Consider the following 23571-nt stretch of genomic DNA (forward strand, 5'->3'; position numbering starts at 1 on the left):
GCTGGCGCGCGGCTGGCGCGGCGGGGCGCGGAACATCTCGTACTCGCCAGCCGGCGGGGTCCCGCCGCCCCGGGCGCCGCGGACCTCGAGGCGGAGCTCACCGGGCTGGGCGCCCGGGTCACGCTGGCCGCCTGTGACGCGGCCGACCGAGACGCCCTCGCCGCGCTGCTGGGCGGGCTGGAGGCGGACGGTGACCCGGTCCGTGCCGTGTTCCACGTCGCCGGCGACGTCTCGCTGGTGAAGCCGCTCGCCGACACCACCACCGCCGAGCTGGCCCAGGTGGTCGCGGGCAAGGACGCGGGCGCCCTGCACCTGCACGATCTCCTGCGCCGCCCGCTCGACGCCTTCGTGCTCTTCTCCTCGATCACAGGGGTGTGGGGGAGCGGGCGCCAGTGTGCCTACTCCGCCGCCAACGCCTATCTGGACGCGCTTGCCGAGCACCGTCGCGGCCTGGGGCTGACGGCCACCTCGATGCAGTGGGGCCCGTGGGCCGGGCGGGCACACGACGAGCACGAGCACGAGCTGGCGCGCCGCGGACTGCGGCTCATGGAGGCCGGCCCGGCCCTCGTGGCGCTGGACCGCGCACTGGGCCGGGACGAGACCACCACCGTCGTCGCCGACATGGACTGGTCGCTGTTCGCTCCCGCCTACGCCGCGGCACGCCCCCGTCCGCTCTTCGACGACCTGCCCGAAGCGCAGCGGGCCCTCCGGCCGGGCGGGCTCGCTCCGGCGGCGGGTGAGAGCCGGACGGGTGAGCTGCGCCGGGCGCTGCTCGCGGTGGAGCCGGGACGACGGCGCCGCGGCGTCCTCGTCGACCGGTGCCGGCGGGAGGTCGGCCGCGTGCTGAGGCTCGACCCGGCCCGCGTCGACGCCACCGTGCCGTTCACCAGCATGGGCCTCGACTCGCTGATGGCCCTGGAGGTCAGGAAGGGCCTGGAGGCCGCCGTCGAGGTCGCCCTGCCGGCCACGCTCGCCTGGCGCTACCCGACCATCGACGCGCTCGCGCCCTTCCTCGCCGAGCGCATGGGGATCCCGCTCGACGCGGCCGCCGCCGACGGCCCTCCCGCCGCACCGCCCGAGGCCGCCGAGCCGGCGCTCGACGTCGAGGCGCTCAGCGACGACGACGTCGAGGCGCTTCTCCTGCAACGACTGGAATCCCTCGAGGGAGGCCGACATGACGCTGTCGAAGAAAGGGCCTGAGATGAGCCAGCCGGCCGACACCAAGTCGTCCCCCACGCTGAAGCGGGCGCTCGTCGCCATCGACCGGCTCCAGCGCGAGCTGGAGGCGGCACGCCGCGGACGCACCGAGCCCATCGCGGTGGTGAGCGTCGGCTGCCGCTTCCCGGGTGGCGTGCACGATGCCGACTCGTACTGGCGGCTGCTCGCCGGTGGCGTAGACGCCATCCGCGAGGTTCCGGCCGACCGCTGGGACACCGACGCCTTCTACCACCCCGAGGTGGGCCGCCCCGGGAAGATGACCACGAAGTGGGGCGGCTTCCTCGACCGGATCGACGAGTTCGACGCCGCCTTCTTCGGCATCTCACCGCGCGAGGCCGAGGCGATGGACCCGCAGCAGCGCCTGGTGCTGGAGGTGGCCTGGGATGCGCTGGAGAACGCCGGGTACGCCGACCTGGCGGGGAGCCGGACCGGTGTGTTCGTCGGCGTGATCGGCAGTGACTACGGGATCCAGCGGTTCTCCCGCCCCGAGGACCTGACGCCGTACGCGGTGACCGGCAACTCGCACAGCATCGTCTCGGGCCGCCTCGCGTACCTGCTGGACCTGCGTGGCCCGGCGGTGTCGGTCGACACCGCCTGCTCCTCCTCGCTGTTCGCCGTTCACCTCGCCTGCCAGAGCCTGCGGACCGGCGAGTGCGACATGGCCCTCGCGGGCGGCGTGAACGTCATCCTCTCGCCGCTGGCCACCGTCGGCTTCTCGCAGTTCGGCATGATGTCGCCGGACGGGCGGTGCCGGACCTTCGACGCCGGGGCGAACGGCTTCGTCCGCGGCGAGGGCTGCGGGATGGTGGTCCTGAAGCGCCTCTCCGACGCCGTCGCCGCCGGCGACGAGGTCCTCGCCGTCATCCGCGGCGGTGCGGTCAACCAGGACGGCCGCAGCACCGGCCTCACCGCCCCCAACGTGCTGTCCCAACGCGAGCTGCTGCGCCGCGCCCTGGAGTCGAGCGGTGTCGAGGCCGGGCAGGTGTCGTACGTCGAGGCGCACGGCACCGGCACCACTCTCGGCGACCCCATCGAGGTGGAGGCGCTGGCCGACGTCTACCCGGCGGCACCGGGCGGCGAGTGGCACCTCGGCTCGGTGAAGACCAACTTCGGTCATCTCGAGGCGGCCGCCGGGATCGCGGGACTGATCAAGGTGGTCCTGGCGCTGCGTCACCGCTCGATCCCGCCGCACCTGCACTTCGAGCGCCTCAATCCGCACATCGCGGTCGACCGGCCCCCCTTCGCCATCCCGACCGAGCTGACCGAGTGGACCCCGCGGGACGGCCGCCGTATCGCCGGCGTCAGCGCTTTCGGCCTGAGCGGGACCAACGTGCACCTCCTCGTCGAGGAGGGCCCCGGCCGGGCGCCGGCCACCGCGGACGAGCGCCGGCCGCTGAACGTTCTCTCCCTCTCCGCCCGCAGCGAGGCCGGACTGCGCCTGCTCGTGGAGCGGCACCGCGACCGGCTGGGGCGCACGGCTCCGGTGCCGGTCGCGGACCACTGCTACTCCGCCAACACCGGGCGGTCCCACTTCCCGCACCGCCTGGCGGTGGTGGGCAGGTCGGCGGCCGAACTCGACGCGGAGCTCGTCGGCGTCCTGGACCGCTCCGCGCCGAACCGGGCCGTCTCCGCCGACGGGCGCGAGCCCGAGGTGGCGTTCCTCTACAGCGGTGCGGGCACCGAGCGTCCCGGCATGGCCCACGCCCTGTACGAGAGCGCGCCGGCCTTCCGGGAGGCACTGGACCGCTGTCACGAACTGCTCCGGGCCGACTTGGAGGTTCCGCTCCTCGACGTCCTGTTCGCCGAGGATCCGGGCGCGGCGCACCTGGGCCGGCCCACCTTGGCGCAGCCGGCGCTCTTCGCCGTGCAGTACGCGCTCACCGAGCTGTGGCGCACGTGGGGCGTGCGGCCGGCCGCGGTGTTCGGGCACGGCCCGGGCGAGATCGTGGCCGCCTGCACGGCCGGGGTGATGAGCCTTGAGGACGCGCTGCGGCTCGTGACGCAGCGGGCCCGCCTGCAGTTCCCGCCCGACTCACCGCCGGCCGAGGCGGACCTCGCGCCGCTGCGTCAGGTCGCCGGCGAGATCACCCAGTTGCCGCCGCGCATCCCGTTCGTCTCGGGCCTGGACGGAGCGCTCTGGCCGTGGGACGAGGCCCCCGATGCCGAGCACTGGTGCCGGCAGATCCACCGGCCGGTCCGGTTCGCAGACGCCGTGTCGACGCTGAGAAGCCTCGGGTACACCCGCTTCGTCGAGATCGGCCCGGACGCCGCCCTCGTCGACCGGATACGGGTGGAACAGCCCGGCGACGAGCTGTTCACCGCGCCGAGTCTGAGGGCCGGCGAGGACGACTGGCGTACCGTCCTGTCCACCCTCGCCGAGCTGTACGAGCACGGCACCGACGTCGACTGGGCCGGGTTCGACCGGGGCTACTCGCGTACGCGGGTGCCGGTGCCCACCTCGCCCTTCGTCCGGACGCGCCACTGGTACGACGCGCCGGCGACCACCGTGGCCACGACGGTCGGTGACGAGGCCGGCCGGCAGGAGACGCCGGTCGCAGGGGAGAGTACGGCCGCGTCCGCCGCCGACGGTTCGCTGCTCACCCGCGAGGCGCTGCTGGCATTGAAGGAGGACGAGCGCTTCGACATCCTCGCCGGCCATCTCGCCCGCGGCGTCGGGGCGGCCCTGGGGTCCGGCAGCGGCCCGCGCCGCCGCCTCGGCGCCGCCACCGTCGAGGTGGGGCTCGACCAGCCTCTGCTCGACCTGGGCCTGGACTCGCTGATGGCCACAGGCCTGCGGGTCCAGATCCGGAAGCAGCTCGGGGTCACCCTGCCGCTCGTCGCGCTGCTCAAGGGCGCATCGGTCCGGCGGGTGGCGGAGCAGGTCCTGGAGCAGCTGGACGACGCGGAGACCGGCACCGCGCAGGCGCCGGCCGACGACACCGACGCGCTCCTCGCCGAGCTGGAGCGCCTGCCCGAGGCCGAGGCCCGCGCGCTGCTCGAGGAGGGACGCTGATGGCGAGCCTGCGTGAACGGCTGGCGAGTCTCTCACCCGAGCAGCGCGAACTCCTCGTGAAGCGGCTGGAGGCACAGCCGCGGGAGAAGGTCTATCCGCTCTCCGCCATGCAGCAGCGGTTGTGGTTCCTGGAACGGCTCACGCCCGGCACAACGGCGTACGTGGTGCCCGCGGCCGTACGCGTGCGCGGTGCCCTCGATCGCAGCCTGCTGCGCGCCGCCGTCACCGAGCTGGTCCACCGGCACGAGTCGCTGCGCACCACCTTCGCCGAACGCGACGACACCCCGGTGCAGGTGGTGGCGCCGCGCATGGCGGTGGAGATGCCGGAGGAGGACCTGCGCGCACTGCCCGCGGCGGAGCGCGAGGCGGCCTGCACGGAGCGGATCGCAGCCGAGATCTCGGCACCGTTCGACCTGACGGCCGGGCCGCTGCTGCGGATGCGGCTGCTGCGGACGGCCGACGACGAGTACCTCCTCGTCGTGGTCCTGCACCACATCGTCTCGGACGGCTGGTCGGTGACCGTGCTCTTCGCGGAGTTCGCCGAGCTCTACGCGGCCTTCGCCGAGGGCCGTCCCTCCCCGCTGCCCCCGCTGGAGATCCAGTACGGGGACGTCGCCCTGTGGGAGCGGCGGAACGCGCAGCCGGAGGCATCGGCCGGAGCACTGCTCTACTGGAAGGAGCGCCTCGCCGGAGCCCCGCCGGTGCTGGAGCTGCCGCCGGACCACCCGCGTCCTTCGGTGCAGTCCTTCCGCGGCGGCTCGTGGCACTTCGACCTGCCTGGCCGGCTGGTACGCGACCTGGCCGCCGTCGGCCGGCAACGCGACGCCACACCGTTCATGGTTCTCCTCGCGCTGTTCCAGGTGCTGCTGCACCGCTACGCCGGACAGGACGACGTGGTCGTCGGCATCCCGGTCGCAGGCCGTGAGCGGGCCGGACTGGAACGGCTCATCGGCTTCTTCGTCAACACCCTGCCCGTCCGCACCGATCTCTCCGGTGACCCGACCTTCGGCGAACTGCTGGAGCGGGTGCGTGACGCCTGCCTCGGCGCCTACGCACACCAGGAGGTGCCGTTCGAGAAGCTGGTGGAGGAGCTGAAGCCACCGCGCGATCTCGGCCGGCCGCCGATCGTCCAGATCAGCTTCGCCTACCAGACCCAGCCGCTGCCCACCCTGCACGTGGCGGGGCTCGAGTTCTCCCGCGTCACTGTCCGCAGCCGCACGGCCCGGTTCGACCTGGAGTTGCAGCTCGTCGAGGACGAGGGCGGCCTGAGCGGACTGTTCGAGTACAACAGCGACCTCTTCGACGAGGCGACCGTCGCCCGGCTGGCGGACCACCTGTGCCGGCTGGCGCGGGAGGCCGTGGCCGACCCGGACCGGCCCATCGGGGCGCTGCCGCTGCTCGGCGACGAGGAGCGGCGGTCGTTGCTGGCGCCGGGCGGCGACACCCGCCGCACCTGGCCCGAGGGCGACCTCGCTCACCTGCGGTTCGCTCGCCGGGCACAGGAAGCGCCCACCTCCGAGGCGGTCCGCTTCGCGGACCACGACCTGTCCTACGCGGAGCTGGACCGGCGTGCCAACCAGCTCGCCCACCGGCTGCGCCGCCTCGGGGTGGGCAGGGACGTGCTGGTCGCTCTCTGCCTGGAGCGCTCGCCCGAGATGGTGGTCGCCCTGCTGGCTGTGCACAAGGCCGGCGGTGCCTACCTGCCCCTCGACCCGGTCTACCCCCGCTCACGCCTGGAGTTCATGATCGAGGACTCGCGGGCCCCGGTGGTGCTCACCCAGCGCAGCGTGGTCGAGCACGTGCCGGCCGGGGCTGCCACCGTGCTCTGCCTCGACGAGCTGGGCGAGGAGCTCGCCGACGAGCCGACCGACGCGCCCGGCGAGCAGGTCGGCCCCGGCGAACTCGCGTACGTGATCTACACCTCGGGCTCGACCGGCAGGCCGAAGGGTGTGCAGATCACCCACGGTGCTCTCGCCAACTTCCTGCGTTCCATGCAGGAGCGCCCGGGTATCGCCCGCGACGACGTCCTCCTCGCCGTCACCAGCCTCTCGTTCGACATCTCCGTCCTGGAGCTCCTGCTGCCCCTGGTGGCCGGCGCGTGCGTGGTGGTGGTCCCGCGGGACGTCGCCGCCGACGGCCCGGCGCTGGCGGAGGCGCTCGACGCCGTCGGAGCGACGCTCATGCAGGCCACCCCCGCGACCTGGCGGATGCTCGCCGAGTCGGGCTGGGCGGGCCGGCCGCACCTGCGGATGCTGTGCGGCGGCGAGGCACTGCCGCCGAGTCTCGCAGGCCGGCTCCTCCCCCTGGGCGCGGAACTCTGGAACATGTACGGCCCCACCGAGACCACCATCTGGTCGGCGGTCTCCCGGATCGACACCGGGCCGATCTCCCTCGGCGAGCCGATCGCGAACACCGAGCTGCTCGTCCTCGACCGGCGCGGACAGCCGGTGCCCACGGGCGTGCCGGGCGAGCTGCACATCGGCGGCGCCGGGCTGGCCCGCGGCTACCTGAACCGGCCGGAGCTGACCGCCGATCGCTTCGTCGCCCACCCGGCCCCGAACGGCCTGGGGGAGCGGCTCTACCGCACCGGCGACCTGGTGCGCCGACGCGGTGACGGCAGCATCGAATTCCTCGGCCGCATCGACTTCCAGGTGAAGGTCCGCGGCTTCCGCATCGAGCTCGGGGAGATCGAGCAGGCGCTCACCGCCCACCCCGCGGTGAGCACCGCGGTGGTCACCGCCCGCGAGCACGCGGGGGACACCCGGCTGGTCGCCCACCTCGCCTGTGCCGAGGCGCCGGCGCCCGCGGAGGTCGCCGCCTTCCTGCGGGACAGCCTGCCCGAGTACATGGTGCCGTCGGCGTTCGTGTTCCTGACCGCGTTCCCGCTCACCCCCAACGGCAAGATCGATCGCGCGGCGTTGCCGGAGCCGGAGTTCGGCCGCGCCGGTCTGCGGACGCCCTACCGTGCCCCCGCCGACCCGCTGGAGCAGGCGATCACCGACGTCTTCGCCGGCCTGCTCGGCGTCGACCGGGTGGGAGTGGACGACGACTTCTTCGTGCTGGGCGGCCACTCGCTGCTTGCCACTCAGGTCACCACCCGCCTGCGGTCCGTCCTCGGGGTGGAGCTGCCGCTGCGGGAGCTCTTCGAACGCCCCACGGCGTCCGCGCTCGCGGACCGGTTGCGGGAACGGGGCGCACAACCGAAGACGGGTACGGCACCGGGCGAGGGCGAGGTGTCGACCGTGCCCCGCCGTGCCGACCCCGGCCTGCCCGTGCCGCCGGCGTTCGCGCAGCGGCGGCTGTGGTTCCTCGAACAGCTCTCCGCCGGCAACCGCGCCTACCTGATACCCGCCGCCCTCCGCGTCCGCGGCCGTCTCGACGCCGATGTGTTCCGGCGGGCCTGCGACGAGGTGATGTGGCGTCACGAGGCGCTGCGCGCGGTCTTCCCCGAGATCGACGGCCGGCCCCGGCTGGTCGTACGCCCGGAGGTCCCCGCCGAGCTGGAGGTGCACGACCTCGCGGGTCCGGACGGCGTCGAGGAGCAGGTCCGCGCCCGCGCGGAGAGCTTCTTCGCGCGTCCCTTCCGGCTCTCGGACGGACCGCTGCTCCGCTTCGAGCTGCTCCGCGTCTCCGGCGAGGAGAGCGTCGTGCTGCTCGCCATGCACCACATCGTCTCGGACCAGTGGTCCCTGGGCGTCCTGCTGCGGGAGGTGCTCGCCCTCTACGCCGCCTTCGGTGCCGGCCGACGGAGCCCTCTGCCCGAACTCTCCGTGCAGTACCCGGACTTCGCCCTCTGGCAGCAGGAAGCGCTCGGCCGACAGGCCGACGGCGACGGCCTCGAATACTGGGTCCGGCAGCTGCGCGGGGCACCCGCCGAGCTCAACCTGTCGCTGGCCCGCCCGCGCCCACCGGAGAAGAGCTACCGGGGCGCCGCGCTGGAGCTGCGGCTCGACCCGCTCGTCGTCCGGCGGCTGCGCGCGCTCGGCCGGCAGGAGGGTGCCACGCTGTTCATGGTCCTGGCCGGCGCCTTCCAGGCACTGCTCGCCCGCCTCGGCGGCACCGACGACGTCGTGATCGGCACGCCGGTGGCCAACCGGCGGTTGCCCGAGCTCGAACCGCTGATCGGCCTCTTCGTGAACACGCTGGCGCTGCGTACCGACCTCTCTGGCGACCCCAGCTTCCGGGAGCTGCTCGGGCGGGTGAGGCGGGTGTGCCTCGACGCGTACGAACACCAGGACGTTCCGTTCGAGCGGCTGGTCGAGGCGCTCAAGCCGGAGCGCAGCCTGGCGCGTACCCCGGTCTTCCAGGTCGGGTTCGCCCTGCAGAACGTCCCGTTCCCGGCCTGGAGCGGCGGGGGGCTGCACGTCGAGCCGATGCCGGCCGACGGCGGCACGGCCAAGTTCGACCTCGAGCTGCTGCTGAACGAGGAGGGCGACACCGTACACGGCCGTCTCGAGTACAGCCTCGACCTCTTCGACGCGCCCACCGCCGGCCGCATCGCGCAGTACCTCCAGCGCCTGCTCGCCGCCGTGGCCGACCGGCCCGACCAGCCCGTCGGCCGCCTCCCGATCCTCGACGAGGCGGAGCGCCGCGAGGTGCTGGCGCTGGGCGACGGCGGTCCGCGGCAGTGGCCGGACGCGGGCCTCATCCACCAGATCTTCGAGGCGCAGGCCGACGCGACGCCGCACGCCGAGGCGCTGCGCTTCGAGGGCGAGCGGCTCACCTACGCCGAACTGGACCGCCGCGCCAACCGTCTGGCCCACCGTCTGCGCCGGTTGGGCGTGGGCCGGGACGTGCTGGTGGGCATCTGCATGGAGCGCTCCACCGAGCTGGTGGTCTCGCTGCTCGCCACGCTCAAGGCCGGCGGCGCCTACCTGCCTCTGGACCCCGGCTATCCGCGCTCGCGCCTGGAGTTCATGCTGGCCGACGCGCGCGTGCCGGTGCTGCTGACGCAGCGCCGCCTGGTGCCGGGGCTGCCGGACCACGAGGCGGCGGTGCTTTGTGTGGACGAGGCGGCCGAGGACCTCGGGCGCGAGTCCGGCGAGCGGCCGCAGGTCCGGGTCGGCGGCGAGGACCTTGCCTACGTCATCTACACCTCCGGCTCCACCGGGCGTCCCAAGGGCGTCATGAACGTCCACGCCGGCATCCGCAACCGCCTGTTGTGGATGCAGGACGCCTACCGGCTGGACGCCTCCGACCGCGTGCTGCAGAAGACGCCGTACTCCTTCGACGTGTCGGTCTGGGAGTTCTTCTGGCCGCTGACGACCGGCGCCTGCCTGGTGGTGGCCCGTCCGGAGGGGCACAAGGACAGCCGCTACCTGGTGGAGACCATCCAGCGCGAGGGGATCACCACACTCCACTTCGTGCCCGCGATGCTGCACGTGTTCCTGCTGGAGGACGGGGCGAAGGACTGCCGCGGCCTGCGCCGGGTGATCTGCAGCGGCGAGGCGCTGCCCCGGGAGCTCCAGGAGCGCTTCTTCGCCCGCCTGCCGGCCGAGCTGCACAACCTGTACGGCCCGACCGAGGCGGCCGTGGACGTCACCGCCTGGGCCTGCCGGCGCGACGGGGGCACCCGGCCGGTACCCATCGGCCACGCCATCGTCAACACGCAGATGTACGTGCTCGATCCGGCGCTGCGACCGGTGCCGCGCGGTGTCGCCGGCGAGCTGTGCATCGGCGGCCGCAACCTGGCCCGCGGGTATCTCGACCGCCCGGAGCTGACCGCCGAGCGCTTCGTCACCCATCCGTTCGACCCGCATCCGGGAGCCCGCATCTACCGCACCGGGGACCTGGCGCGCTTCCGCGACGACGGGGCCATCGAATACCTGGGCCGGCTCGACCATCAGGTGAAGCTCCGCGGGTTCCGCATCGAGCTCGGCGAGATCGAGCAGGTGCTGGCCGGTCATCCCGCCGTGCAGGAGGCCATCGTCACCGCCCGCGGACAGGGCAACGACACCCGGCTCGTGGCGTACCTGACCGCCGACGAGCCACCCACGGCGGGCGAGCTCATCACCTGTCTGAAGGAGCGGCTGCCGGACTACATGGTCCCCGCCGCCTTCGTCACCCTGCCCGCCTTCCCGCTCTCACCCAACGGCAAGGTGGACCGCGCCGCCCTGCCCGAGCCGGAGCTGTCCCGCCCCGAACTGGCCGTGCCCTACGAGGCGCCCGGGGACCGGGTGGAGCGCACCATCGCCGAGGCCTGGACCCGGTTGCTCGGCCTCGATCAGGTGGGCGTCAACGACAACTTCTTCGAGCTGGGCGGCCATTCGCTGCTCATGGCCGAGCTGCGCAGCGCGCTCGAGACGGAGCTACGGCGTCCCCTCACGCTCGTCGAACTGTTCCAGTTCCCGACGGTGCGCACCCTGGCCGGGCACCTGGCCGACACCCCGGGCACGGCCGCCGATCCGATGGCCGACGCCCGCGGGCGGGTGGCCGGCCGCCGGGAGGCCATGGCGGCGCGCCGCGAGGCCGCCGGCCGGCGCTCCCGGAACCGCAACGAATCTCAAGGAGACCGACCGTGAGCGACTCGACCGACGACCTGTCGCAGGTGGCCATCATCGGCATGGCGGGGCGCTTCCCCAAGGCGGCCGACGTCGGCGCGTTCTGGGACAACCTGGCAGCCGGTGAGGAGTGCCTCTCCTTCTTCTCCGAGGAGGAGCTGCGCGAGCAGGGCGTCAGCCCGGCGTTGCTGGCACAGCCCGGGTACGTGCGTGCCAAGGGCGTCCTCGACGGGGCCGACACCTTCGACGCCGGTTTCTTCGGCCTGTCCCCGCGCGAGGCCGAGCTGATGGACCCGCAGCACCGCGTCTTCCTCGAATGCACCTGGGAGGCGCTGGAGTCGGCGGGGTACGACCCGCAGGCGTTCCCGGGCCGGATCGGCGTCTTCGCGGGTGCCAGCCTCAACACCTACCTGCTCTTCAACCTGCTGGCGAACCGTGGCGTCGTCGAGACCCTCGGCCAGTACCAGACCCAGCTCGCCAACGACAAGGACTTCCTCGCCACCCGGGCCTCGTACAAGCTCGGCCTCAAGGGCCCCGGCATCACGGTGCAGACCGCCTGCTCCACCTCGCTGGTGGCGGTCCATCTCGCCTGCCAGAGCCTGCTCTCCGGGGAGTGCGACATCGCCCTGGCCGGCGGCGTCTCCGTCAACGTCCCGCTGCGCAACGGCTACCTGCACCAACCGGGCGGCATCCTGTCGCCGGACGGACACTGCCGCCCGTTCGACGCCGCCGCCGGGGGCACCGTCATCGGCAACGGCGTCGCCCTCGTGGTGCTGCGCCGGCTCGCCGACGCGCGCGAGCAGGGTGACCTCGTCGACGCGGTGATCCGGGGCTCGGCCGTCAACAACGACGGCGCGCTCAAGGTCGGTTACACCGCACCGAGCGTCGAGGGCCAGGCGGAGGTGATCGCCGAGGCGCTGGGAATCGCGGGGGTGTCGGCGGAGACGGTGGGCTACGTGGAGACCCACGGGACCGGTACGGCCCTCGGCGACCCCATCGAGATCGCCGCCCTGACCCGCGCGTACCGTGAGGAGACCGAGGCGCGCGGCTACTGCGCCATCGGGTCGGTGAAGAGCAACGTCGGCCACCTCGACGCCGCCGCCGGTGCGACCGCACTGATCAAGGCCACTCTGGCGCTCAAGAACGAGGCCATTCCCGCCAGCCTGCACTTCGAGCGGCCCAACCCGGAGCTCCGGCTGGAGTCCAGCCCCTTCTTCGTGAACACCACGCACCGGCCCTGGCCCCGGGGCGAGGTGCCGCGCCGGGCCGGGGTGAGCTCGTTCGGCATCGGCGGGACCAACGCGCACGTGGTGCTGGAGGAGGGGCCCGCGCCGCGGCCCGGCGAGCCCGGACGACCCTGGCAGCTGCTGACCCTCTCGGCGCGTACCGACCAGGCCCTGGCGCAGGCGGCGGAGCGACTGGCGGACCACCTCGAGACCGACCCGGGCGAGGAGCTCGCCGACGTCGCCTTCACCCTGGCGGCGCGCCGGCGCGCCTTCGAACAGCGCCGGGCCGTGGTCTGCGTGGACCGTGCCGACGCCGTACGGCGACTGCGGCAGGCGGCACGCGCCGGCGAGCCGTGCACGGCGGGCCGGGCCGCGAAGGTGGCCTTCCTCTTTCCGGGCCAGGGGACGCAGTACCCCGGCATGGCCCGCCAGCTGTACGCCGACGAGCCGGTCTTCCGCGCCGAACTCGACCGTTGCCTCACGTTGTTCGACCAGCATCTCGACGAGGATCTGCGGGCGGCCCTGTTCCCGCCGCCGGAGGAGGCCGAGAAGGCCGCGGAACGCCTGGAGGAGACGGCGCTCGCCCAGCCCGCCCTCTTCGCCGTGGAGTACGCCCTGGCCCGCACCCTGATGGCGTGGGGTCTCGTGCCGCACGCCATGGCCGGTCACAGCATCGGCGAGTACGTGGCCGCCTGCGTCGCCGGCGTGTTCACGCTGGAGGACGCCACCGCGCTGGTGGCGGCGCGCGGCCGGCTGATGCGGGCGACCCCGCACGGGGCGATGCTCGCGGTCTTCCTGCCCGAGGACGAGACGAAGGCGCTGCTCGACGACGACCTCTGCGTCGCGGCCGTCAACGCCACGTCGCTCTGCGTGGTCGCCGGTCCGGTCCAGGCCGTCGAGCGCCTGCGGGAGCGGCTCGCCTCGTCCGGCGTCGGCTGCCGGCGCCTGCACACCTCGCACGCGTTCCACTCGCCCCTGGTGGAGGGGGCGGTGCACCCCTTCCGGGAGGAGGTCCGCAAGATCCGGCTGCACCCCCCGCGGATCCCCTTCAGCTCCAACGTGAGCGGGACCTGGATCGAGGACGCCCAGGCCACCGACCCTGAGTACTGGGGCACCCACCTGCGCTCCGCCGTGCGTTTCGCCGACAACCTGTCGACGTTGCTCGCCGACCCGGACCTGCTCCTGCTGGAGGTCGGTCCGGGCCAGTCGCTGTCGAACTTCGCCCGGCAGCACCGCTCGTGGACGCCGGACCGGGTCGTGGCCGCCACACTGCGCCAGCCCCGCGAGGAGCGCCCCGACCGGCAGGTGCTGCTGGAGGCCGTGGGGGCGATGTGGTCCGCGGGCGCGCAGGTCGACTGGGAAGCACAGCACGACGCTGGCAGCCGCCGACGGGTGCGCCTTCCCTCGTACCCCTTCCAGCGGCAGCGGTACTGGGTGGACCCCGGCCCGGCGGACCGTGCCGGGCAGGGTTCCGCCGAGCCCGGCGCGGCGGAGCCCGCGACGTGGACCTACACGCCGAGCTGGCGGCGCCTCCCACCGCCCGCCTCCTGGCCCCTCGCCGCGTCAGGACCGTGGCTCGTACTCGGCACGGACCTGCCCCTGGGCCGGACGCTGCGGCAGGGCCTGGAGGCCGCCGGCTGCACCGTCGTCGGGGTGTCCGCGGGTGACGGCTTCGCGCGGGAAGGCGAGCGTTCCTTCACCGTCGACCCGGCCGGCCGGGACGACTTCGAACGCCTCTTCGCTGCCCTCGGCGCGGACGACCTGCGACCGGCCCGGGTCCTGCACCTGTGGAGCCTCGCCGGCGAACCCGCCGCGGACCCAGTGCCGCGACGGGCAACGTTCGCCCCGTCGCGACGCCCGGCACGCACTCTCGCCGCACCGGCCGAAGACCCAAGTACGTCCAGTACGGGGGCCTCCGGCCGGCACACCGAGAGCACGCACCGGACGCCGCTCCTTCACGGGCAAACATTGCCCGCCGCGGCACTGGACCGGGCGCGGCTGGATAGCGCCCAGGACGCCGGCTTCCACAGCCTGCTGGCCCTCGCGCAGGCCCTGTCCGAGCGGCCACCCGGACAACCGCCCCTCGCGCTCGACGTCCTCACCCGCGGCGTCTTCGGCGTGACCGGGGAGGAGCTGCTCCAGCCCGAGAACGCCACCGTCCTCGGCCCGTGCACGGTGATCCCGCAGGAGGTGCCGGACGTCGGCTGCCGCCTTCTCGACCTCAGCGGGCAGATCCTGGCCGCGCCGCCCGAGACGGTGCTCGACGCCCTGCGGGCGGCACTGGCCGCACCCCCGGCGGAGCACGTGCTGGCCTGGCGCGGCAGCCACTGGTGGGCGCGGACGTTCGACCCCGTCCCTCTGGACGCGGGTGAGGGCGAGCCGGACAGCGGGCGGCTGCGCGACGAGGGCGTCTACCTCATCACCGGCGGGCTGGGCGGCATCGGCCTCGCGCTCGCCGAGCACTTGGCCCGCTCCGTGCGGGCACCGGCCATCGGGCTGCTCGGGCGCGGCACCTTCCCGCCGGAGGACGCCTGGCCGCAGTGGCTCGCGGAGCATGGCGCCGACGACCCGACCAGCGCCCGGATCCGGCGCCTGGAAGCCCTGCGGAGCCTGGGCGCCCGGCCGGTGGTGCTCCGTGCCGACGTCACCGACGCCGAGCAGACGAGCCGCGCGGTGGAGGAGCTGCGGGCCCGCTTCGGCGCGCTCAACGGCGTCGTCCACGCCGCCGGGGCCCCCGCGAGCGGGCTGCTCGCCGGGAAGTCCCGCGCCGACGCCGAGACCGTGCTCACCGCCAAGACGCGCGGCACGCTGGTGCTCGACACGGTGTGCTCCCGCGACCCCCTGGACTTCTTCCTCCTGTTCTCGTCGCGGACCGCGGTTGTCGGCGGGCCCGGTCAGGTCGACTACTGCGCGGCCAACGCGTTCCTGGACGCCTACGCCGCCCGGCGCAGCGCGGGCGGGTCCGCGCCCGTGACGGCGGTGGCCTGGGACACCTGGCGTGACACCGGCATGGCGGCGGGCCTGCACGCGCTTCCCGGCGCCGACGCGGGCACCGGCGAGGACTTCGGTCACCCGCTGCTGCAACGCCGCCTGCAGCGGACGGAGAGCACCGAGGTCTTCCTGACCACGATCCGCACCTCGGACAGCTGGATCGTCGACGAGCACCGGATGCAGGGGCACGGCCTGGTGCCCGGCACCACGTACCTGGAGATGGTCCGGGCGGCGGTGGAGCCCCTGGCGGCGGGACGCGAGATCGAGTTCCGCGACGTGCTGTTCCACCTGCCGGTGATCGTCCCCGACGGGCAGGAGCGTGACCTGTACACGGTCCTGGAGGACAAGGACGGCGACCTGAGCTTCCGGATCCGCAGCCACGTGCCGGGGGCGGCGCAGAACTGGCAGGAGCACGCCACCGGCTCCGTGCTGCTGCACGAACGCTCGGAGCGTGCGCCGCGCGAAGTCGCCGGGCTGCTCGAGGAATGCGGTGCCGAGGAGGTGATCGAGGGCGAGCAGGCGCTGCGGCGCCGGCTCCGGCTGGACTTCGCCGCCGAGGGCGGGATCATCCGGTTCGCCGTGCAGGGCCGCTGGCGCTGCCTCACCCGCATCCACGTCGGCCCCCGGGGCATGGTGGCCGTCCTGGAGCTTCCGGAGCAGTACGCCGACGACCTCGACACCTACCGGCTGCACCCGGCGTTGCTGGACGTGGTCGGCGGTTCGTCCCGCGTGCACGCCGCCGAGGGCTACTACCTGCCCTTCTGGTACGGCAGCCTGCGGTTCGTACGCGGCCTGACCCGGCGCATGGCCTGCCACATCCGGATCAAGGAGGGCGGCGACACGTCCGGCGAGACCCTGGTCTGCGACGCCGACGTCTACGACGACGAGGGCCGGCTGCTCGTGCGGCTCGGTGACTTCATCATGAAGCGCATCCACGAGCCCGAGGCGATGCGCGAACAGGTCGAGTCGGCAGCGGCGGCCCCGGCGCCCGAGGCCCCGGAGCCCGCCGCGTACCGGCCGGGGGGACTGGCGGCGCTGCACGCCCTGGCCGCCGGCATGACCGCGGAGGAGGGGACGGAGCTGTTCGGCCGGATCCTGCGGGCCCGGCCGATGCCGGCGCAGCTCGTCGTCTCCCGGCAGGACCTGGCCACCGTGCAACGCCTGGCCGCCGAGATCGACCCGGCCCGGCTGGCGGCGGAACTGGAGACGGCCGCGCCGACCACGGTGCACCCGCGTCCCGAACTGGACACCCCGTACGTGGCGCCGGGTACCGAGGAGGAGGCCGCCATCGCGGCCATCTGGCAGGAGACGCTCGGTGTCGAACCGGTCGGCCTGAACGACGACTTCTTCGCGCTCGGCGGTCACTCGCTGGCGGCGGTGCAGATCGGTACCCGGCTCCGGGCCCACTTCGGGGTGGAGCTGACGTTGCGTGACTTCTTCGACCGGCCGACCGTGGCCAACACCGCCCGGCTCCTCGCCGCCGGCGGCTCGGACAGCGCGACGGCGGCGGAGGAACCCGCCCCCATCGTGCGGCTCGCGCGCTACGAGCCGGCCGAGGTGACCGACGTGGACGAGCTGGCGGACGACGAAGTGGACGCCATGCTGCGGGAGCTCCTCGCGGCGGAGGCGGCTGTGGAAGGGGAGACCGAGGCATGAGCATGCCCGATCTGGACGGCATGACCGCCGAGCAGAAGCGGAGACTTCTGGCCGAGCGGCTGGGACGGGCCCGGCGACCGCGGGTGCGCCAGTTCCCCCTCTCCTTCTCGCAGCAGCGGCTCTGGTTCCTGCAGCAGCTGGTGCCGGGCAGCGCCGCCTACAACGTCCCCAGCGCGGTGCGGATCCACGGGCAGCTGGACCTCGACGTGTGGCGGCGCTGCACCGACGAGATCGTGCGGCGCCACGAGGCGTTGCGCACCACCTTCGCGGAGGTCGACGGCGAGCCCGTACAGCGGGTGGCCGAGACGGGGCGGGCCGACTTCGCCGTGGTCGACTGCACCCACCTCTCCGGCGACGACCGCGAGCGGGAGGTCCAGCGCCTGGCCCGGGAAGAGGTCCGGCGGCCGTTCGTGCTGGAGCAGGGCCCCCTTCTGCGGGTCAGGGTGTTCCGGCTGGGTCCCGAGGAGCACGTCCTGCTGCTCACCATGCACCACATCGTCGCCGACCTCTGGTCCATGGCGGTGGCGGTCCGTGAGCTGGTCGCCCTCTACCCGGCCCTGCGCGCGGGCAGCGGCTCACCGCTGCCCGAACTTCCCCTCCAGTACGCCGACTACGCCGCCTGGCAGCGCGGCCAGGCGGAGGGCTCCGGCGTGGCCGGCGACCTCGCGTACTGGAAGCAGGCGCTCGACGGCGCCCCGCCGGTTCTCGCCCTTCCGACCGACCGCCCGCGCCCGCCCGTGCAGACCTCGCGTGGCGGATCGAAACCCTTCGAGCTGCCCGGACCGCTGATGACGCGGCTGCGCGAGCTGAGCCGACGGGAGGGCGCGACGCCCTTCATGACGCTGCTGGCCGCGTTCGCCGTGGTGCTCCAGCGCTACGCCCACCAGGACGACCTGGTGATCGGCGCGCCCATCGCCAACCGGACCCGTCCCGAACTGGAGCCGCTGATCGGGTTCTTCGTCAACACCCTGGCCCTGCGGGCGGACCTCTCCGGCGACCCCACCTTCCGTGAGGCCCTGGCGCGGGTGCGCGCGACCTGCCTGGGGGCCTACGCCCACCAGGAGCTGCCGTTCGAACGGCTGGTGGAGGAGCTGCACCCCAAGCGTGACCTCTCCCGGTCGCCGCTGTTCCAGGTGTCGTTCGTCTTCCAGAACATCGACATGCCGGAGCTGGACCTGGGCGGGCTGCGGGTCACCCCGCTGACGCTGGAGAGCGCCACCGCCCGGTTCGACCTGGAGTTGCAGGTCTTCGACCGGCCGGACGGGCTGAGCGGCTGGTTCGAGTACAACGCCGACCTGTTCGACGGCGCCACCATCGAGCAACTCTCCGAGTCGCTGCGCGTCCTCGTCGAGGAGATCGCCGACGCGCCCGACCGCCGTCTCTCCGAGCTGAGCCTGCTCACCGAGGAGCAGCGGCACCGGCTGGCCCGGGAGCCCAACGACACCCGGCGCGTCCGGCCGGACCTGCGCTGGGCGCATCACGGCTTCGAGGAGCGGGCCCGGGAGACACCCGAGGCGGAGGCCCTGCGCTGCGGGGAGCAGACCCTGACGTACGCCGAACTCGACCGGCGGGCCAACCGGCTCGCGCACCACTTGCACCGGCTGGGCGTCGGGCGTGGCGACCTGGTCGGGATCTGCACCGAGCGCACGCCGGAGATGGTGGCCGCGGTCCTCGGCACCCTCAAGTCCGGCGCCGCCTACGTGCCGCTGGACCCGGCGTTCCCGAGCGAGCGCCTCGCCTTCATGCTGCAGGACTCCGGGCTCAAGCTCCTGCTCACCCAGCGCTCCGTCCTCGCCGGCCTGCCCGAGCCGGCCGTGGGAGTCCTCTGCCTGGACGAGGCCGCCGAGGCGCTGGAGGCGGAGCCCGCCACCCGGCCGGACGTGGAGACCCCGGGCGAGGACCTGGCCTACGTCATCTACACCTCCGGCTCGACCGGCAAGCCCAAGGGCGTGCAGATCCCGCACCGCGCGCTCGCCAACTTCCTCCGGTCGATGAGCGAGCGGCCGGGGATCGGCCCGGACGACGCCCTGGTGGCGGTGACCACGCTGTGCTTCGACATCTCCATGCTGGAGCTGCTGCTGCCGCTCACGACCGGTGCGCGGGTGATCCTGGTGGACCGCGAGGTGGCCTCCGACGGCCGACGGCTGCGCGCGGTGCTGTCGGAGTCCGGGGCCACGCTGATGCAGGCCACGCCGTCCACGTGGCGGCTGCTGCTCGACGCCGGCTGGTCGCCGCGCCCCGGTTTCCGCATGCTCTGCGGCGGTGAGGCGCTCCCCGCCGACCTGGCCCGCCGGCTCAGCCGCGACGGCGGCGAGCTGTGGAACATGTACGGCCCGACCGAGACCACCATCTGGTCGGCGGTGGCCCGGATCGACGAGGGCACCGTCTCCCTGGGCGAGCCGATCGCCAACACCGAGCTGCACGTGCTCGACGCCCGGGGCGCGCTCGTCCCGCCGGGCATTCCCGGAGAGCTGCACATCGGCGGCACCGGACTGGCGCGCGGTTATCTCGGCCGCCCGGAGCTGACCGCCGAGCGGTTCGTGCCGCACCCGTTCCCCATCGGCCTCGGCGAGAGGTTGTACCGCACCGGGGACCTGGTCCGCCGGCGCGGCGACGGCAGCCTCGAGTTCCTCGGCCGCATCGACCACCAGGTGAAGCTGCGCGGCTTCCGGATCGAGTTGGGGGAGATCGAGGCGGTCCTGGAGCAGCAGCCGGTCGTCCGGCAGGCGGTGGTGACCGTACGCGAGGACACGCCGGGCGACCAGCGCCTGGTGGCGTACGTGGTGGCCGACCCGTCCGCAGCCGACTCCGGCGCGAGCCCCGACGAGCTGGACCAGTGGCGCAACATCTGGGACACGGCGTACGACGAGCCGGCCGCGGACGTCGACCCGTCCTTCGACATCAGCGGCTGGACGAGCAGCTACACCGGCGAGCCCATCCCCGCCGAGGAGATGCGCGACTGGGTCGACCGCACCGCCGAGCGCGTGCTGAGCCGCGCGCCGCAGTCGGTGCTGGACGTGGGCTGCGGCACCGGCCTCATCCTGCACGCGGTCGCGCCGCACTGTAAGCGGTACTGGGGCACCGACTTCTCGGCCGTGGCGCTGGCGCGGCTGCGGCGGGCGGCGGCCGATCCCGATCGCTTCCCCGGCGACGTGCAGCTGCACGAATGCGCCGCGGACCAGCTCGACCGGCTGCCGGACCAGCAGTTCGACGTCGTCCTTCTCAACTCGGTGGTGCAGTACTTCCCCGACGAGGAGTACCTGGCCCGGGTGATCGAGGGAGCGCTGCCCCGGCTCGCCCCGGGTGGCGCCGTCGTGGTGGGCGACGTCCGCAGCCTTCCGCTGCTCGAGGCGTTCCACGCCTCGGTCGAACTGCACCGGGCGGCACCCGACCTGAGCGCCGACGCGTTGCGGGGGCGGGTGCGGCGGCGGGCCGCCGAGGAGGAGGAGCTGGTCATCGACCCGCGCTTCTTCCTGGCGCTGCGGGCCCGGCTGCCCGGCATCGCCGAGGTGCGGATCCTGCCCAAGCGCGGCCGGTACGACAACGAGCTGACCCGTTTCCGGTACGACGTGATCCTCACCAGCGAACCGGAGGCCCCGCCTGCCGGCCTTTCCCCGCTCGACTGGCGTGCCGGCGGGCTCTCCCTCCCGGCCCTCCGGGAGCGGCTCGTCCCGGCCACCGCGGACGTCATCGCCGTCCGGGACGTGCCGAACGCGCGGGTTCGGCCCTTCGCCGACCTGGTGGAGCGGCTGGGCACCGCCGGGGGTACGGCCGCCGACCTGCGGCAGAGCCTGGCCGCCGGGTCGGCGGGCGCGGTCGATCCCGAGGAGCTGGCCGCCCTGGCCGAGCAGACCGGATACCGGGCGGAACCGGACTGGACCCGGCACGGCTCGGACGGCGCGTTCGACCTCGTGCTGCGCCGGCTGGACGGCGACGGGCACCCCGTGGCCTCGGCGCAGGCCTTCCTCCAGGCGGCTCCGGTGCCGCCCGGGCCGCTGTCCGCGTGGGTGAACGGCGCCGCGTCCCGCCGCGCCCGCAAACTGCAGCCGCACCTGCGTGCCGTGCTGGGCGAGAAGCTGCCCGAGTACATGCTCCCCTCCGTGTTCGTGTTCCTCGACGCGCTGCCCCTCACCCCCAACGAGAAGGTGGACCGCAAGGCGCTGCCCGAGCCCCAGGTCGTCCGCTCCGATCCGCGCACGCCCTACGAGGCGCCGCGGGGCGACCTGGAGCGGGACCTCGCCGAGATCTGGGAACAGCTCCTGCACCTGGAGGGGGTGAGCATCCACGACGACTTCTTCGAATCGGGCGGCCACTCGCTGCTCGCCACCCAGGCGATCTCGCGGATCCGGACCCGGCTGGGACGGGAGGTGTCCCTGCGCGACATCTTCGAGTATCGGACCGTCGCGGCGCTGGCCGCGTGGCTGGTGGACGGCGGCGCGGAGGGTGGCGGCCCGGTGCTCGTGCCCATCCCGAGGGCCGAGCGCGGCGGGGAACTCCCGCTGTCGTACGCGCAGGAATGGCTCTGCGTCGACCACCCGGTCGGCCCCGAGAGTCCCGCTCACAACGTGGTGACCGCCGCGCGGCTGCGCGGACGGCTCGACGAGGAAGCCTTGGCGCGCGCCTTCGACCACGTGGTGCGGCGGCACGAATCGCTGCGTACCCGCCTGGTCACGCGGCCGGCGGGGCCGGCACAGGTCGTCGACGCCACCGGTACCTGGCCGCTGACCCGGTCCCGCCTGGAGGGCGCCGCGTCCGGGGATCCGCACCAGGCGATCCGCGGCATCCTCGAGGAGGAGAGCAGCCGGCCGTTCCGCCTGGCGGAGGGCCCGCTGGTACGGGGGCGGCTGCTCACCCTCGGCGACGAGGAGCGGATCCTGGTGCTCACCGTCCACCACGCCGTCACCGACAACTGGTCGTACGGGGTGCTGCTGCAGGACCTGGCCGGCGCCTACGAGGCCCTCGCCGAGGGGCGGGAGCCGACGCTTCCGGAACTTCCGCTCCAGTTCGCCGACTTCGCGGCATGGCAGCGCCAGGCGTTCGAGAGCGGGGCGCTGGACGCGGACACCGAGTACTGGCGGCGTACCCTCGCGGAGCTTCCGCCGCCGCCGCGGCTGGACGATGTCCGGCTCCCGCACGAGGCGGCGCCGGCCGCCTCGGGCCACGCTTTCGAGCTGTCCCCGGAACTGACCGCCGCGCTGCGGGAGTTCGCCCAGCGCGAGGGCGCGACCCTCTTCATGGTGCTCCTGGCCGCCTTCGGCGCCCAGCTCGCCGCCTGCACCGGGAGCCGGGACCTCGCCGTCGACTTCCCCGTCGCGGGCCGGGACCGGCCGGAGACCGAGCAGCTCATCGGCTTCTTCGTGAACCCGTTGGTGCTGCGCGCGGATCTCGGCGGGGATCCCAGCTTCCGCGAGCTGGTCGGCCGGGCCCGGGAGCGGATCCTCGAGGCGTACGCCCACCAGAGCGTGCCGCTGCAACCCTTGCGCCGCGAGTTCGCGCCGCAGTGCGAACGGGTCCGCCTGGGGTTCAACCTGCTCAACGCGCCACTGCCCGCCGCGGTGCTGCGTGACGTCCGGCTGGAGCCGCTCGACGCCGACTGGGGTTTCGTACACGTGCCGCCGGAGATGGAACCGGGGGTGGTGGATCTCAGCCTCATCATGCTCGAGGACGCGGAGGCGCTGCGCGGAATCTGGATGCACGCCGTCGAACGCGTCGATCCACGGCTGGTCGGCCGGGTGACCCGCCAGTGGAGCCGGCTGCTGGAGATGGTGGTGGACGATCCCGACCGCCGGATCGAGGAGTTGTGCCGGCTCCTGCGGGAGGACGAGGTGCCCGCCACCGCGAGCGGCGCCGGCGCGGAGGGAAGCGAAGAGTGACGGAGCAGTGGTTCCGGGTGCCGCGGGCCCGGCCGGACGCGGCCACCCGCCTGGTGTGCCTGCCGTACGCCGGCGGGTCGGCCGCGGTGTACCGCACGTGGGATCAGCTCGTACCGAGCGACGTGGAGGTTCGTCCGGTCGAGCTGCCCGGCCGCGGCATGCGCATCGGTGAGCAGCCCTTCTCCCGCCTCCCCTCGCTGGTCCGTGCGCTGGCGGATGCGATGGAGCCGCTGCTCGACCGGCCCTTCGCACTCTTCGGGCACAGTCTGGGCGGACTGGTGGCGTTCGAGCTGGCACGGCTGCTGCGCCGCCGCGGGTGGCCCGTGCCCTGCCACCTGTTCGTGTCGGCTTCCGCAGCCCCCGCCCGGCGCCGTGAGCCGGTGCTGCACAACGCCTCCGACGCCGAGTTGAAGGCCCGGTTGCTCGAGTTCAACGGAACGCCGCGCGAGGTCCTGGAGAACGACGAGCTCATGGAGTTGATCCTGCCCGTGCTCCGTGCCGACTTCGCGGTCCTGGAGACGTACGAGTATCACGAGGAACCACCGCTCGACGTGCCGATCACGGTGTTCGGCGGTATCCACGACCGCACGGTGCGGCCCTCGGAACTGGAGGGATGGCGCGGGCAGTCGACCAGCTCGCGCCTTCGTCTGCTACCCGGCGATCACTTCTTCATCAACGGAATGGCTCTCGAAGTCGTACGGCTCGTCCTTGCCCACCTCACGCCGGTGCCCGTGCCGGTGCCGGTGCCGGGGAGCTAGGCCGGCCCACTTCACGGCCGGCCGCTCGGCGACGCCGTTCGCGGCGCGCCGGGCGGCGCCGGGCGACTTGGCCGGACAGACATGATCAGCATGCCGGCGGGCATGGGCAGCCGCGGGGCCCATGCCGGGCACGTTGCGCAGGTAGAGCGTGATGAAGAACAGGCCGCCGATCAGCGCGAAGTCCAGGACCGCGGCGACCGACGTGCTCCACCAGCAGCCCGGGAGTCGTTCGGCGGAGAAGGCGGCGCGCGGCACCCCGAGGGCGGTCACCCACATCCTCCTGCTGATCCCCCCTGCCGTCGGCGACGACACGAGAATTGAGACTCTGTGTTCAGA

Annotated in this window: 7 protein-coding genes; 6 read left to right on the forward strand and 1 reads right to left on the reverse strand. The window is 73.6% G+C overall.

Translation table 11 applies throughout. The features are described from left to right. The first annotated feature begins 12 nt into the window (after positions 1-12). The 6 genes from N8I87_RS30565 to N8I87_RS30590 are packed head-to-tail and all read left to right on the forward strand — an operon-like array spanning position 13 to position 23235. Positions 13-1200 carry a beta-ketoacyl reductase gene (locus tag N8I87_RS30565; protein ID WP_491743950.1) on the forward strand — a complete coding sequence of 396 codons (1188 nt, stop codon included), beginning with the start codon at positions 13-15 and terminating at the stop codon, positions 1198-1200. Next, positions 1175-4231: a type I polyketide synthase gene (locus N8I87_RS30570; protein WP_263213555.1), complete on the forward strand. Its 3057-nt coding sequence runs from the start codon at positions 1175-1177 to the stop codon at positions 4229-4231. Before N8I87_RS30565 ends, N8I87_RS30570 begins: the two co-directional genes overlap by 26 nt. Beyond that, on the forward strand, positions 4231-10752 hold the full coding sequence (locus tag N8I87_RS30575; RefSeq protein WP_263213557.1) for a non-ribosomal peptide synthetase: 6522 nt from the start codon (positions 4231-4233) through the stop codon (positions 10750-10752). The genes N8I87_RS30570 and N8I87_RS30575 overlap by 1 nt, the downstream gene beginning before the upstream one ends. Then, entirely contained in the window at positions 10749-16604 is a 5856-nt protein-coding gene (locus N8I87_RS30580) for a type I polyketide synthase (protein WP_263213558.1), read from the forward strand. Before N8I87_RS30575 ends, N8I87_RS30580 begins: the two co-directional genes overlap by 4 nt. Beyond that, on the forward strand, positions 16601-22477 hold the full coding sequence (locus N8I87_RS30585) for a non-ribosomal peptide synthetase (RefSeq protein WP_263213560.1): 5877 nt from the start codon (positions 16601-16603) through the stop codon (positions 22475-22477). Before N8I87_RS30580 ends, N8I87_RS30585 begins: the two co-directional genes overlap by 4 nt. Next, on the forward strand, positions 22474-23235 hold the full coding sequence (locus N8I87_RS30590; RefSeq protein ID WP_263213562.1) for a thioesterase II family protein: 762 nt from the start codon (positions 22474-22476) through the stop codon (positions 23233-23235). The genes N8I87_RS30585 and N8I87_RS30590 overlap by 4 nt, the downstream gene beginning before the upstream one ends. Here the strand turns inward: N8I87_RS30590 and N8I87_RS30595 are convergent. Beyond that, positions 23128-23505, reverse strand: a complete 378-nt coding sequence (locus tag N8I87_RS30595; RefSeq protein WP_263213564.1) for a hypothetical protein — start codon at positions 23503-23505, stop codon at positions 23128-23130. The two genes, N8I87_RS30590 and N8I87_RS30595, sit on opposite strands and share 108 nt — an antisense overlap. Positions 23506-23571: the final 66 nt, after the last annotated feature.

This window comes from Streptomyces sp. HUAS 15-9, from assembly GCF_025642155.1.
Lineage (GTDB): Bacteria > Actinomycetota > Actinomycetes > Streptomycetales > Streptomycetaceae > Streptomyces.

What these genes read in the sequence shown, in the direction of transcription:
- N8I87_RS30570 (WP_263213555.1), top strand. Translation starts at nt 1,175, where the DNA reads ATGACGCTGTCGAAGAAAGGGCCTGAGATGAGCCAGCCGGCCGACACC.
- N8I87_RS30585 (WP_263213560.1), top strand. Translation starts at nt 16,601, where the DNA reads ATGAGCATGCCCGATCTGGACGGCATGACCGCCGAGCAGAAGCGGAGA.
- N8I87_RS30575 (WP_263213557.1), top strand. Translation starts at nt 4,231, where the DNA reads ATGGCGAGCCTGCGTGAACGGCTGGCGAGTCTCTCACCCGAGCAGCGC.